The sequence below is a fragment of the Stenotrophomonas sp. 71799_Sma genome, from assembly GCF_056482505.1.
This window is the reverse complement of sequence record NZ_CM151202.1, coordinates 1,156,182-1,169,483: the sequence shown is the minus strand read 5'-3', so window position 1 is coordinate 1,169,483 and position 13,302 is coordinate 1,156,182. Positions and strand designations below refer to the sequence as shown.

At 67.3% G+C, this 13,302-nt stretch carries 11 protein-coding genes; all 11 read left to right on the top strand.

Annotated elements, in window-relative coordinates; genetic code table 11:
• Positions 1 to 205 precede the first annotated feature (205 nt).
• Entirely contained in the window at positions 206 to 745 is a 540-nt protein-coding gene (locus tag ACZK4Z_RS05505; protein ID WP_032129242.1) for a GNAT family N-acetyltransferase, read from the top strand.
• Positions 742 to 1,074 carry a non-heme iron oxygenase ferredoxin subunit gene (locus tag ACZK4Z_RS05500; protein ID WP_125894189.1) on the top strand — a complete coding sequence of 111 codons (333 nt, stop codon included), beginning with the start codon at positions 742 to 744 and terminating at the stop codon, positions 1,072 to 1,074. Before ACZK4Z_RS05505 ends, ACZK4Z_RS05500 begins: the two co-directional genes overlap by 4 nt.
• A 715-nt stretch (positions 1,075 to 1,789) precedes the next feature.
• Entirely contained in the window at positions 1,790 to 4,114 is a 2,325-nt protein-coding gene (locus tag ACZK4Z_RS05495; RefSeq protein WP_125894187.1) for a catecholate siderophore receptor Fiu, read from the top strand.
• Between the two features lie 49 nt (positions 4,115 to 4,163).
• Positions 4,164 to 4,841, top strand: coding sequence for a Fe2+-dependent dioxygenase (locus tag ACZK4Z_RS05490; RefSeq protein WP_049463140.1), 678 nt, complete (start codon positions 4,164 to 4,166; stop codon positions 4,839 to 4,841).
• A gap of 164 nt (positions 4,842 to 5,005) precedes the next feature.
• The gene (locus tag ACZK4Z_RS05485; protein WP_125894185.1) at positions 5,006 to 5,407 is read left to right on the top strand and encodes a hypothetical protein; all 402 of its coding nucleotides are present in this window, start codon (positions 5,006 to 5,008) and stop codon (positions 5,405 to 5,407) included.
• A gap of 146 nt (positions 5,408 to 5,553) precedes the next feature.
• Positions 5,554 to 7,974, top strand: coding sequence for a TonB-dependent receptor domain-containing protein (locus tag ACZK4Z_RS05480; protein ID WP_125894183.1), 2,421 nt, complete (start codon positions 5,554 to 5,556; stop codon positions 7,972 to 7,974).
• Positions 7,975 to 8,183: 209 nt separating this feature from the next.
• Positions 8,184 to 8,822 carry a PepSY-associated TM helix domain-containing protein gene (locus ACZK4Z_RS05475; protein ID WP_125894181.1) on the top strand — a complete coding sequence of 213 codons (639 nt, stop codon included), beginning with the start codon at positions 8,184 to 8,186 and terminating at the stop codon, positions 8,820 to 8,822.
• 26 nt (positions 8,823 to 8,848) lie between these two features.
• Positions 8,849 to 9,367 carry a DUF2271 domain-containing protein gene (locus ACZK4Z_RS05470; protein ID WP_004147429.1) on the top strand — a complete coding sequence of 173 codons (519 nt, stop codon included), beginning with the start codon at positions 8,849 to 8,851 and terminating at the stop codon, positions 9,365 to 9,367.
• A 76-nt stretch (positions 9,368 to 9,443) separates the two neighbouring features.
• Positions 9,444 to 10,247: a DUF4198 domain-containing protein gene (locus ACZK4Z_RS05465; protein ID WP_071228078.1), complete on the top strand. Its 804-nt coding sequence runs from the start codon at positions 9,444 to 9,446 to the stop codon at positions 10,245 to 10,247.
• 55 nt (positions 10,248 to 10,302) lie between these two features.
• Positions 10,303 to 11,274 (top strand): FAD:protein FMN transferase, encoded by a 972-nt coding sequence (locus ACZK4Z_RS05460; RefSeq protein ID WP_125894179.1) that lies wholly within the window; start codon positions 10,303 to 10,305, stop codon positions 11,272 to 11,274.
• The gene (locus ACZK4Z_RS05455) at positions 11,271 to 12,875 is read left to right on the top strand and encodes a sulfite reductase subunit alpha (protein WP_125894177.1); all 1,605 of its coding nucleotides are present in this window, start codon (positions 11,271 to 11,273) and stop codon (positions 12,873 to 12,875) included. The genes ACZK4Z_RS05460 and ACZK4Z_RS05455 overlap by 4 nt, the downstream gene beginning before the upstream one ends.
• The last annotated feature ends 427 nt before the right edge of the window (positions 12,876 to 13,302 follow it).

Sequence of the window (13,302 nt, the reverse complement as noted above, 5' to 3'; positions counted from 1 at the left end):
ACCTGCGCCGAACGGCAGTTGGCCTTCGACCAGGCGGCACCCACTCCGGCAGACAGCCACGCGTTGCTTCACGGTGGGCGGGTGCTGACCATGGATATGAACGAATAATGAAGACGACGTCAACCCTGCGTATTGGCCACACTCGGCAAAGTCGACCCAAGCGGCAGCCTCCCGCGCCCTTCCCCGCTCCACCTAGAATGTCCCCATGAGCACCCTGACCTTCCGCGCCGCCACGCCGGCCGACATCCCCGCCCTCATTGCCCTCGTCACCTCGGCCTACCGGGGTGATGCCAGCCGCGTCGGCTGGACCACCGAAGCCGACCTGCTGGACGGCGCCCGCATCGATGCCGAAGGCATCCAGGCCGACCTGGACCGCCCGCGCTCCACCATCCTGCTGGCCGAACGCGACGGCCAACTGGTAGCCTGCGCCCACGTCGCCGATGTCGACGGCAAGGGCTACTTCGGCATGTTCTCGGTCGACCCGGCCCAGCAGGGTGGCGGCGTCGGCAAGCAGCTGATGGACGCCGCCGAAGCGCACGCCGCACGCGAATGGAAGGTGCCGGTGATGCAGATGACGGTGATCGACGTGCGCGACGAGCTGATCGCCTTCTACGAGCGCCGCGGCTATCTGCGCACCGGCATCAAGAAGCCGTTCCCGTACGGCGACGAGCGTTTCGGCATTCCCAAGCGCGACGACCTGCGCTTCGAAATCCTGGAAAAGCCGCTGGCCGGAGCCGCCGCGTGAGCAATACCTGGACCTTCGTCTGTGCCGGCACCGAGCTGCTGCCGGGTGAAATGAAGAGCGTGTTCGACGAAGTGACCGGCACGCCGATCGTGGTGTTCAACCTCGACGGTGAGTTGTACGCGCTGGAAGACCAGTGCACACATGAAGAGTTCGAGCTGTCCTCGGGCGAGTTCAACACCACCGAGGGCAGCGTGGAGTGCGTGCTGCACGGCGCGCGCTTCGACGTGCGTGACGGCCGCGCCCTGTGTGCCCCGGCCTACAGCCCTGTGCCCAAGTTTCCGGTGAAGCGCGAGCACGACGCTGTCTGGACCCGCGACGACCGGGATTGAGGCGGCGCTCAGCCCAGAGAGCCCCCCCCCCCAGAGGGCGCCCCGCGGGAGAGCATCCACCCATGAGGTGGATCTACCGGAAGGCCATGAGGGCGCCCCCAGGCCGCTCCGGGGCGGCCCCAGCGGCCCGTCACGCCCCGCAGATGCGAATCATTATCGTTGATGTTATTCTACGTAACATCTTCGTAACGACTCCGCCCCCGCGCCATGGCTTCGCCCGCGCCCACCGCCACGCTGTGCCAGCTTGCCCGTCAAGGGTGGCCGCTGCTCGTAGCCGTGCTGCTGACGCTGGTGTTGGGCTGGTCTGCGTTGCATGAAGGCAGGCACACGGCGACCGCCGATGCGCCGACTCTGTATGCTCATGATGTGTCGCCCGCGTCCCCACCACACGTGCTGCCGCACGAACAGGCGATGCACCCCGCTGAATCCGAACCCGATGGCAGTCGCGGTGACAAACCTCGTGCCCTGCGGCGACTCTGCCTGCAGCACCCTGACAATGCACCTGCAGACGCTCCGGCGCCGGTGACACCGACCCCTCCGGTGCTCGCACCGGGCCGGCGCCAGCCCCCATCCCACGCACCGCCCGCGCTGCTGGCCTGACGCTCTGCTGCGCCATGCGCAGCCGCATCCGCACGCCCCCCCCCCCTCGTTCTACGTACTGCTGCCGCGCGGCCCGCGCCGGCCGCCTCTCCCTGTTCCCCTTCTGCAGACGCCCATGAACCCGATCAAGAGCCGCAAGCACGCTTCGCCGCTTCGTACCCTACCGCTGGCCACCGCCAGTCTTGCCGCCGGCCTCGGCCTGGCCACCCTGCCCACGCTGGCCCACGCTGAAGCCACCGACAACGCCCGCACGCTGGACAAGATCGACGTGCACGCCACCCGGGGCTACAAAGCCGACAAGGTGGCCTCGCCGAAGTTCACCCAGCGCCTGCAGGACACGCCGCAAACCATCCAAGTGATTACCAGCGACCTGTTCAACCAGCAGGGTGCCACCACGCTGACCGAGGCGCTGCGCAACAGCCCGGGCGTGGGCACCTTCTATGCCGGCGAGAACGGCAACACGACCACCGGCGATGCGCTGTTCATGCGCGGCTTCGACACCTCCAACAGCTTGTATGTGGACGGTGTGCGCGACCTGGGCTCGATCTCGCGCGATGTGTTCAACATCGAACAGGTGGAAGTGACCAAGGGGCCGGCCGGCACCGACAATGGCCGTTCGGCGCCGACCGGCGCGATCAACCTTGTCAGCAAGCAGGCCAACCTGCAGGACGCGACGTCGGCCAGCATTTCGCTGGGCAGCGACCAGCAGCGCCGCGCCACCACCGACTGGAACCAGTCGCTGGGCACCACCAGCGCGCTGCGCATCAACGGCATGTGGCAGGACAGCGACCAGCCCGGCCGCGACCACGTGCAGAACAAGCGCTGGGGCATCGCACCGTCGCTGGCCTTCGGTCTGGGTACCGCCACCCGCTACTACCTCAACCTGCTGTATGTGAAGCAGGACAACGTGCCAGATGGTGGCGTGCCCACCCTGGGCCTGCCGGGCTGGACGCCGCAGCCGACGCTGGAAGCGCTGGCCGGGCACCCGGTCGATCCGGAGAACTTCTACGGCACCCGCGCCGACCACGATGACGTGACCGCGAAGATGGCCACGTTCCGTTTCGAGCACGACTTCAACGACAGCGTGCGCCTGACCAACACCGCCCGCTGGGGTCGCACCGAACAGGATTACCTGCTCACCGCCTTCATGGGCACCGGCGTGCGCGGCGCAGGCGGCCGCCCGACCGGCAACATCACCTATGCTAACCCGGCCGACCTTTCCAGCTACGCCATCGCGCGCAGCCTGCCGACCTTCAAGGACCAGCGCAACACGATCCTCACCGATCAGCTGAACCTGCGCGCCGACTTCGCCACCGGCGCGGTCGGGCACGCATTGAGCGCTGGCCTGGAATTCACCCGTGAAGAACTGGACAGCTACGGCCAGGCCGCCGCTGCCGGCACCAGCTGGCCCGCTGCGAACCTGTACAACCCGGACTGGAACGTCAGCGGCCTGAACTGGGCGCACAACGGCGCCGATGCACATGGTAAGACCACCACCTCCTCGGTGTACCTGTTCGATACCCTGTCCTTCGGCGAAAGCTTCCTGTTGACCGCTGGCGTGCGTGCGGACCACTACAAGACCGAGTACGCCAGCGCGTCGGTGTGTGGTGGCCGCGGCGGCCCGGCGTGCGGCGGCAATCCTACCGGCACGGTGCTGCGCAACCCGACGCTGGACGCGTCCGATACGCTGCTGAACTGGAAGCTGGGCGCCCTCTACAAGGTCGGCGATACCGTCAGCGTCTACGCCAACTATGCTATCTCGCAGCAACCCCCGGGTGGCGCCAACTTCCAGCTGAGCAGCTCGGCCAGCAGTGCCGACAATCCCAAGCTGGATCCGCAGAAGGCCAAGACCTTCGAAGTGGGCAGCAAGTGGGCCTTCCTGGATGACGCTCTGGCAGTGAACCTTGCATTGTTCCAGACGGACGTGGACAACGAGATCAACACCACCGTGCTCGACGATGCCGGCAACCCGACCCAGACCGGCAGCAAGCGGGTCAAGGGCGTGGAGCTCTCCGCAGTCGGCCGCCTGACCGACAACTGGTCGGTCAGCGCCGGATACAGCCACCTGGACACCGACGTAAGGGAAGGCGCGAAGGTGGCCGCCGATGGCACCACCAACCTGACCTATACCCCGGACGACACATTCACCGGCTGGACCAGCTACACCCTGCCCTACGGCATCACCGTGGGCGGCGGCGTACGCTATGCCGCCGGCATGCACCGCGGCACCGACGGCGCGGTGGGCACCCCGTCGTTCACCAAGTCCTACGTGGTGTATGACGCGGTCGTGTCCTGGGCAATCAATGAGACGATCTCGCTGCGCTTGAACGGCTACAACCTGTTCGACAAGCAGTACGTGGCCAGCATCAACAAGAGCGGCTACCGTTACACCCCGGGTGCCCCGCGCACCTTCCTGCTCAGCGCGGACATCCGCTTCTGATGCAGCACGCGGGGGAGCCCACTCCCCCGCGCCCCCCAAAGGAACCGCCATGCTGCTGCACATTCCCGACGTGCTTTCACCCCAGGACGTGGCGCAGGCACGCAGGCGACTCGACGCTGCAGACTGGACCGACGGTCGCGAGACCGTCGGTGCACAGGGCGCGATGGTCAAGCACAATCTGCAGCTACCCGATGCATCTCCCCTGAAAGCGGAGCTGGGCAGGGACCTACTGGCCGCGCTGAGCCGCAGCCCCTTGTTCTTTGCTGCCGCGCTGCCCCTGAAGATCCTGCCGCCGCGCTTCAACCGCTACAGCGGTGGCGGCACCTATGGCTTCCATGTCGATGGCGCGGTGATGAACCTGGCCAACGGCGAACAGCTGCGCTCGGACATCTCCTGCACCCTGTTCCTGTCCGATCCGGACGAATACGAAGGCGGCGAGCTGATCATCAGCGATACCTACGGCGAGCACGAGGTAAAGCTGCCGGCCGGCGACCTGATCGTGTATCCGTCCAGCAGCCTGCACCAGGTGCGGCCGGTCACCCGCGGTGCGCGCGTGGCCTCGTTCTTCTGGGTACAGAGCATGATCCGCGACGATGTGCAGCGCCGCCTGCTGTGGGAAATGGATGGCTCGATCGAGCGCCTGCGGCAGACCGGCGGTGACGCCGAGGCGGTGCTGCAGCTGACCGGCGTGTACCACAACCTGCTGCGACGCTGGAGCGAAGTCTGAGCCCCATCCGGCCGATCCGCGACAATTTAGCAATCATTCTCATTTGCAACAGCTAACAGCTCTCATTACAATCACGCCCCGTTGATGCCGGCCGCTGCCGGCAGACCCTTGGGGACCCCTGCTTGCTGCGCCCGCTTCGCCCTCGCCCACTCATCCATCGCAAGATGGGCACCGCCATGCGCGGCCAGCGTCCTGCGCTGGCCAGTCTGCTGGCGTGGGTGGCGATGCTGGCTTTGCTGCTGGGCACCCTGCCGCTGCTGCCACACGGCCGGGCCGGAATGGCCGTGCAGATGCCGCTGGAAGAGCGCGGTGGCGAAGCGTCCCCGCAGGAAGAAGCACCGGCCAAACTGCGCCGCTGTGCTGCCGCCCCGGTGAAATCGGCCGAGAAGGCGCGCCCGCCGTTGCTGCTGGCCAGCCAATGGCTGCGCACCGAGCTTGAACTCGTACCCGCCACGCCGGCCATGCCCGGCGTGCGCCCGGACTGGCCGCTGGCCGCTCCGGACACGCCCTGGGCCGACGCGCCCGGGCGCCGCCAGCAACGCGGCCAGGCGCCGCCGCTCGCCTGAATCACGGCCCCGCGTGACCGCCTGCGCGGTCGTGCCCGCACGCCGCTGCCTGCTTCATCCCTGCCGCCCCTGACCGGGCCTCCCCGTGCATGCCGCGCCGTTCGCGCTTGGCATTGCACCACCCTGCATCCTTCGAGGTTACTGCCATGGCCCAGCGCCATCGTGTCCGTTCGTCCCTGTCCCGTACCCTGCTGACCAGCGCCGTGCTGGCAGCCATGACCGCCCCAGCCTTCGCCCACGGTGACGCTTCCGGCGCGCCACAGACGCTGGACAAGGTGGTGGTCACCGCCTCCGGCTTTGAGCAGAAGGTGGTCGATGCACCCGCCAGCATCAGCGTGGTCAGCCGCGAAGAACTCAGCAAGCGCCCGTACACCAATCTGGTCGACGCGCTGCGCGACGTTGAAGGCATCGACGTCGGTCTGGAAGCCAGCGACAAGAACGGCCGTGCCACCATCTCGATGCGCGGCCTGCCCTCCGAGTACACCCTGGTGCTGATCGACGGCCGCCGCCAGAGCAATGTCGGCCAGCTGTATCCGAACAACTTCGGCGGTGGCCAGTTCGCCTACCTGCCGCCGCTGGATGCCATCGAGCGCATTGAAGTGGTGCGCGGCCCGATGTCCACGCTGTACGGCTCGGATGCAATGGGCGGCGTGATCAACATCATCACCCGTCGCAACCAGGACAGCTGGCACGGCGCGCTCACCCAGGGCTTCACCGTGCAGCAGGACGATCAGTTCGGCGATGCACGCACCACCGACGTCTACCTCAGCGGCCCGCTGCTGAAGGACCGCCTGAGCCTGGCAGTACGCGGCAGCTACTACGACGCCAAGGCCTCCAATCCGGAGTGGGATGCACTGACCCTGCCGGACGGCAGCCTGTGGGAGCGCAGCATCGGCTTCGGTGGCGGCGGCAAGTCGGTGGCCAACACCAACTGGAACACCGGTGTGCGGCTGAACTTCCACGTCAACGATGACCACGAACTGTGGCTGGACTACGACGTGTCGCGGCAGAAGTACGACAACAGCGAGGGCCAGACCGGCACCCTCGACAGCCTGGCCAGCCTGTGGCGCGTCGGCAATGCCGTCATCCCCAACCCGAACGGCAGCGGCACCGTCACCCGCCGCGTGGTGCAGCCGCGCGTGGGCTACACCGCCTACCAGCGATACGAGCGCGACCAGTTGTCGCTGACCCACCAGGGCCGTTACAGCTTCGGTACCTGGCAGACCTCGCTGACCCACAGCAAGAGCAGCAACCTGGGCCGCTCGCTGCCGCTGACCCTGGACGAACGCGCCAACCTGCAGACACTGTGGAACGACGTCTGCCGCCGCACCGGCGGCGCCAACAACTGCGCGGCCGGCCGCGGCAATGCACTGGCCGCCCTCAACCCAAGTGAAATGGCACGCCTGCAGGCATTCCTGCCGCGTCCGCTGCGCACCATGGAGCTGGAAGGCTACGTGCTCGACACCATGCTCGACCTCGACTTCGGCGCGCACAAGCTGACCGTCGGCGGCCAGTACAACGACACCGACATGATCGACGGCGTGTTCGGCATGGATGGCGCCGGCTACCGCAGCAACACCAAGCAGAAGCACCGCATGTGGGCGATGTTCGCCGAGGACAACTGGTCGCTGACCGACACCCTCACCGCCACCTTCGGCCTGCGCTACGACGACCACAACGTGTTCGGCAGCCATGTCAGCCCGCGCGGCTACCTGGTGTGGAACGCCACTGACGCCTGGACCTTCAAGGGTGGCGTCAGCACCGGCTACAAGACCCCGCGACCGGATCAGCTGTTCCCGGGCATCACCGGCTTCGGTGGCCAGGGCGTGCTGCCGCTGGTGGGTTCGCCGAACCTGAAGCCTGAAACCAGCACCAACTACGAGCTGGCCGCGTACTACGAAGGCCAGCGCTGGGGCTTCAATGTCACCGGCTTCTTCAACAAGTTCGAAGACAAGATCGCCAGCGGCGGCACGTTCCCGAACTGCGAAGTGGCCCGCGCCGGCAGCGGTTACTGCGTGGACATCGGCCCGGGCTGGGCAGCACTGGGCTACAGCACCTTCACCCAGAGCGTGAACATCGACAAGGCCGAGACCCGCGGTGCGGAACTGGCCGGCCACGTCGACCTGCTCGACAACCTGCAGCTGCGCGGCAACTACACCTGGACCAAGAGCGAACAGACCAGCGGCCCCGACAAAGGGCGCCCGATCTCTGGCACCACGCCGGCAAAGCACATGGCCAACGCCAGCCTCAACTGGCAGATCAACGAAGCGGTCAGCCTGTCGCTGATCGGCGAAGGCCGCTACGACCGCTATCGCGACACCCTCATCGACAGTGCCGGCGCCCGCCACGTGCGCTACTACGAGGACTACACGATCTTCCATCTCGGTGGCAGCTGGAAGGCCACGCCGTGGCTGACGGTCAACGCACGGGTCAACAACCTGTTCGACAAGGACTTCGTTTCGCAGTCGTGCCTGCTGCTCAATCCCAGCGAGTTCAGCTGCGTGGACGACTACGCGACCAAGGACCAGCGCCGCAGCTACTGGATTTCGTTGAACGCGAAGTTCTGATCTCTGCGCCCTGCCCTGGCGGGTGCCGACCTTGGTCGGCACCGCTCATCCACGCATGGCGTGGATCTACTGATCCGTGGGATTGCCGGCCAGTCCGTAGTGCCGGCCGCTGGCCGGCAATTCCCCCCAGGGATACAGAACGACACGCAATTGCGAGCTATTCTCATCAATGATGTAATGGGGAGTCCCCGTCCGCCTCGAACCGTGCCGTGAGCCGTCCTGCCCCTTCCACCGTGCAGCAGCAACAGAACCGTGGCTTCTGGCTGCGGACGCTGCACCAGTGGCACTGGATCAGCTCGGCGGTCTGCCTGATCGGCATGCTGCTGTTTGCGGTGACCGGCCTGACCCTCAACCATGCCGCGAAGATCGAGGCCAAGCCCGAGGTGCAGAACCAGCATCTGGAACTGCCGGCCGCGCTGCTGGGCCAGCTGGGCACGCGCGAGGACGGCAACGCGCCGATCCCGCGCCCGGCCCGGCAATGGCTGGACACGCAGCTGGGCATCGCCATCGGCGGGCGCCCGGCCGAGTGGTCGGCTGAAGAGATCTACCTGTCACTGCCACGCCCGGGCGGCGACGCCTGGCTGAGCATCGATCGCGCGACCGGCGCGGTGGAGTACGAATCAACCTCGCGCGGCGCGGTGTCCTACCTCAACGACCTGCACAAGGGCCGCAACGCGGGCCCAGCGTGGGGCTGGTTCCTGGACCTGTTCGCCGTGGCCTGCCTGGTGTTCTGCATCACCGGCCTGTTCCTGCTTCACCTGCATGCACGGCAGCGGCGCATGACCTGGCCGCTGGTCGGCCTCGGCCTGATGATCCCGCTGCTGATCGCCCTGCTGCTGATTCACTGACTTTCCTTCGTTTCCGGAGCCGCCCCATGCGCGTCACCCTGACCATCGCCCTCAGCGGCCTGCTGGCCACCTCGCCGGCCTATGCCACCACCCTCGACATCAACGTCGAAGTGCCCAAGCTCAACGTGGCCGAGTACCACCGCCCGTACGTGGCGGTGTGGCTGGAAGGCGCCGACCAGAAGGTCGCTGCCAACCTGTCGGTCTGGTACCAGCAGACCAGCAACAGCGAAGGCCACGGCACCAAGTGGCTGCCCGACCTGCGCCAGTGGTGGCGCAAGAGCGGCCGCACCCTGCAGGTGCCGGTGGACGGCGTGACCGGCCCGACCCGCCCGGCCGGCAAGCACGCGCTGTCGTTCAACGACAAGCAGCCGGCGCTGAAGCAGCTGGCTCCGGGCAACTACACCCTGGTGGTGGAAGCGGTGCGCGAAGTCGGCGGCCGTGAACTGCTGAAGATCCCCTTCACCTGGCCGGCCACCGCCGCACAGAACGGCAAGGCGCAGGGCGCCACCGAACTGGGCCAGGTCACCCTCGCCGTCAAACCCTGAAAAGGGGACGGAGGGGATTAAGTCGTAATTCCCCTCCTCTCGCCGCACCACCCTGCATCCACCTGGAGTCTTCCGCATGAAGCGCACGCTCGTCCTCGCCGCCGCTCTGGCCGCTGCCCTTCCCTTCTCCGCCCTGGCCCACAAGGCCTGGCTGCTGCCCTCGCAGACCGTGATCGCCGGCAATGCGCCGTGGATCACCGTCGACGGTGCGGTCTCCAACGACCTGTTCTATTTCAACCACGTGCCGCTGCGCCTGGAGTCGCTGGTGATCACCGCGCCGGACGGCAGCACCGTGCAACCGCAGAACGCGTCCACCGGCAAGTACCGCAGCGTGTTCGATGTCGAGCTGAAGCAGCCGGGCACCTACCGCATCGCGTCGGTCAATGACGGCCTGTTCGCCACCTACGAGCAGAACGGCGAGCGCAAGCGCTGGCGCGGCAGCGTCGCCACCTTCGGCGAACTGCCCAAGGATGCGAAGAAGCTGGAAGTGAGCCAGTCGGTCGGCCGCGTGGAGACCTTCGTCACCAACGGCGCCCCGAACGACACCGCGCTGAAGCCGACCAACCGTGGCATCGAGCTGGTCGCCGTCGGCCACCCGAACGATCTGTTCGCCGGCGAGGAAGCCACCTTCCGCGTGCTGGTCGACGGCAAGCCGACCGCCGGCCTGGAGTTCGAGATCGTGCGTGGCGCCACCCGCTACCGCAACGCGCAGGACGAGCTGAAGGTCACCAGCGATGCCAAGGGTGAGATCAAGGTGACCTGGCCGGAAGCCGGCATGTACTGGCTGGAGACCGGCACCGAAGACAACAAGACCTCGGTGAAGCAGGCCGCCAAACGCCGCCTGAGCTACGTCGCCACGCTGGAAGTGCTGCCGCAGTAATGACGTGGACCGCGATGCCGGGCACGCCCCGGCATCGCGCCTGCAGCACACCACCATGACCGATCCCCTGCTCGACATCGCCCGCCTCGGTGGCACCACCATGGGCACCACCTGGAGCGTGTCGCTGGTCGCGTCGCGCCAGCGCGACCTGCACCCGCTGCATGCTGGCATCCAGGCGCGGCTGGACGAGGTGGTCGCGCAGATGAGCACCTGGGAGCGTGGTTCGGATCTGAGTCGCTACAACCGCGCCGACGCCGGCCAATGGTGCGTGCTGCCGGCCGAAACCCGTCACGTTCTGGTCTGCGCACAGGCCATCGCTTCCGCCAGTGGCGGCGCCTTCGATCCCACCATCGGTCCGCTGGTTGCACTGTGGGGCTTCGGGGCACATGCCGGTGAACGCCGCCAGCCCGACGACGCTACCCTGCAGGCCACGCGTGATCGCTGCGGTTGGCAGCGCCTGCAGTGGCAGGACGATGCGCTGCTGCAGCCGGGTGGACTGGCACTGGATCTCTCTGCGATCGCCAAGGGCTTCGGCGTCGATCACGTGGCCGCCTGGTTGCCTGGACAAGGCATCACTGCCGCGCTGATCGAAGTCGGCGGCGAACTGGCCGGCTACGGCCGCAAACCGGACGGCCAGCCGTGGCGCGTACTGGTGGAATCCGCACCCGAAGAAGACGTGCACACCGATACCCCGCCAAGGGTGCTGGCGCTGGACGGCAAGGCGGTGGCCACCTCCGGCGATCGCTGGCACCAGTATCAGGCCGATGGCGAGGCCTACAGTCACAGCCTGGACCCGCGCTCCGGCAGACCGGTGCGGCAGGTTGCCGCGGCAGTAACCGTGGTGGCCGACGACGCCATGCACGCCGATGCCTGGGCCACCGCACTGACCGTACTCGGTCGCGAACAGGGCATGGCACTGGCCGAGCGCGAAGGACTGGCTGCGCGCTACCTGCAGCGTGCGGCAGACGGCCCGCAGGAATTTCTCAGCAGCGCCTTCCAGCGCCTGCTCGACGAGCAGGACGCATGAGCGCACGTCCATCGCGCGCCTGGCTCGGCAACGCACTGGTTCTGCTCCTGCTGGCAGCGATCGGCTGGGCACTGCTTCGCCTGCATCTCGGCGAAGCGTGGTGGCGGGGCGCACCACCGGCGCGGCAGTCGCAGATCGCGGTGCTCGCCACGGTGCTGTATGCGCTGGCCTGCGCGGCCCTGTGGTGGCGTGGGCGCCCGCGCGACGACGCCGCAACCGGAGACACCGCGCCCATCCTGCTGGTCTGGTCCAGCCAGACCGGCTTCGCCCGCGAACTGGCCGAACGCAGCGCCGAGGCCCTGCGCGGTGCCGGCGCGCCAGTGCGCGTGCGCGGACTGCATGAGGTGGATGCAGCACTGCTGGCTTCCAGCCAGCGCGCGCTGTTTATTGCCAGCACCACCGGCGAAGGCGATCCACCCGACCACGCCCTGCCGTTCCTGCGCGGGGTGATGGCCACCCCGCCCCCGCTGCAGCACCTGCACTACGGGGTGCTCGCGCTGGGCGACCGCAGCTATGGCCACTTCTGCGGATTCGGCCACCAGCTGGACACTTGGCTGCGCCAACACGGCGCGCATCCGCTGTTCGACGCCATCGAGGTCGACAACGCCGATCCGGCAGCGCTGCGTCATTGGCAACAGTTGCTGGGACAACTCGGCGGTAACGCCAGCGAACTGCCCGACTGGAGTCCGGCCGAGTACCAGCCGTGGACGCTGCTGCAACGCGAGCATCTGAACCCGGGCAGCCCCGGTGGTCCGGTGTACTGGTTGCGCCTGCAGCCACCGGCCGATGCAAATGCGCAGTGGCAGGCCGGTGACATCGCCGAGATCGGCCCGCAGCACGCATCGCACACCGTGCGTGCATGGCTGGATGCACAACGCTTCGACGCGGACACCGTGCTGGATGACGGGCAGACGTTGCTGGCACGCGTCGCGCGCTCGCACCTGCCCTCATTGGTTCCCCCGGGTGATCTGCCTGCCTTGCTGGCGACCCTGCAACCGCTGCCGCATCGCGAGTATTCCATCGCCTCGGTCATGGCCGACGGTGCGGTTGAGCTGCTGCTGCGCCGCCAGCTGCGCGCTGACGGTACACCCGGCATCGGCAGCGGCTGGCTGTGCGACCACGCTGCCATCGGCGAACCGGTACAGCTGCGTCTGCGCCGCAACGACAATTTCCATGGCGCGCCCGCCGACGTGCCGCTGCTGCTGATCGGCAACGGCACCGGCATCGCCGGCCTGCGCGCGCATCTGCACGAACGCGTACGCAGTGGCGCACGCCGCACCTGGCTGCTGTTCGGTGAGCGCACCGCCGCGCATGACTTCCACTTCGGTGAAGAACTGCAGGCGATGCTGGCCGACGGCACGCTGGTGCGGTTGGATGCAGTGTTCAGCCGCGATGGCGGTGCGCACCGCTATGTGCAGGACCGGCTGCTGGCCGAAGCGGCAACGCTGCGCCAGTGGGTGGATGAAGGCGCCACGATCCTGGTCTGCGGCAGCCTGCAGGGCATGGCCCCGGCGGTGGATGCAGTGATCGAGCAGGTGCTGGGTACCGCGGGCAAGGAAGCGCTGTTGCTGGCCGGTCGTTACCGGCGCGATGTGTATTGAGGCCGCCGCATCCACGCATGGCGTGGATGTACTGCTCCACTTCAGCGGATGCGAATCGCCTTCTGGTGGGTGCGAACCGCTTTCTGGTGGGTGCGAACCTTGGTTCGCACCATGACGCGGTATCGGCGGCCGCATCCACGCATGGCGTGGATCTACTGAACAGATTCGGCTGGCGCGAGCCGCATTCTGGTGGGTGCGAACCTTGGTTCGCACCATGACGCGGTGTCGGTGGCCGCATCCACGCATGGCGTGGATCTACTGAACAGATTCGGCGGGTGCGAACCGCTTTCTGGTGGGTGCGAACCTTGGTTCGCACCGTGACGCGGTGTCGGTGGCCCCATCCACGCATGGCGTGGATCTACTGAACGGCGTGTCCAGGCATGGTGGCACCCGCACCCCAGTAGATCCACGCCATGCGTGGATAGTG

Coding starts and splice junctions, on each gene's coding strand:
- ACZK4Z_RS05505 (WP_032129242.1), top strand. CDS start 206: ATGAGCACCCTGACCTTCCGCGCCGCCACGCCGGCCGACATCCCCGCC.
- ACZK4Z_RS05495 (WP_125894187.1), top strand. CDS start 1,790: ATGAACCCGATCAAGAGCCGCAAGCACGCTTCGCCGCTTCGTACCCTA.
- ACZK4Z_RS05490 (WP_049463140.1), top strand. CDS start 4,164: ATGCTGCTGCACATTCCCGACGTGCTTTCACCCCAGGACGTGGCGCAG.
- ACZK4Z_RS05485 (WP_125894185.1), top strand. CDS start 5,006: ATGGGCACCGCCATGCGCGGCCAGCGTCCTGCGCTGGCCAGTCTGCTG.
- ACZK4Z_RS05480 (WP_125894183.1), top strand. CDS start 5,554: ATGGCCCAGCGCCATCGTGTCCGTTCGTCCCTGTCCCGTACCCTGCTG.
- ACZK4Z_RS05470 (WP_004147429.1), top strand. CDS start 8,849: ATGCGCGTCACCCTGACCATCGCCCTCAGCGGCCTGCTGGCCACCTCG.
- ACZK4Z_RS05465 (WP_071228078.1), top strand. CDS start 9,444: ATGAAGCGCACGCTCGTCCTCGCCGCCGCTCTGGCCGCTGCCCTTCCC.
- ACZK4Z_RS05460 (WP_125894179.1), top strand. CDS start 10,303: ATGACCGATCCCCTGCTCGACATCGCCCGCCTCGGTGGCACCACCATG.
- ACZK4Z_RS05455 (WP_125894177.1), top strand. CDS start 11,271: ATGAGCGCACGTCCATCGCGCGCCTGGCTCGGCAACGCACTGGTTCTG.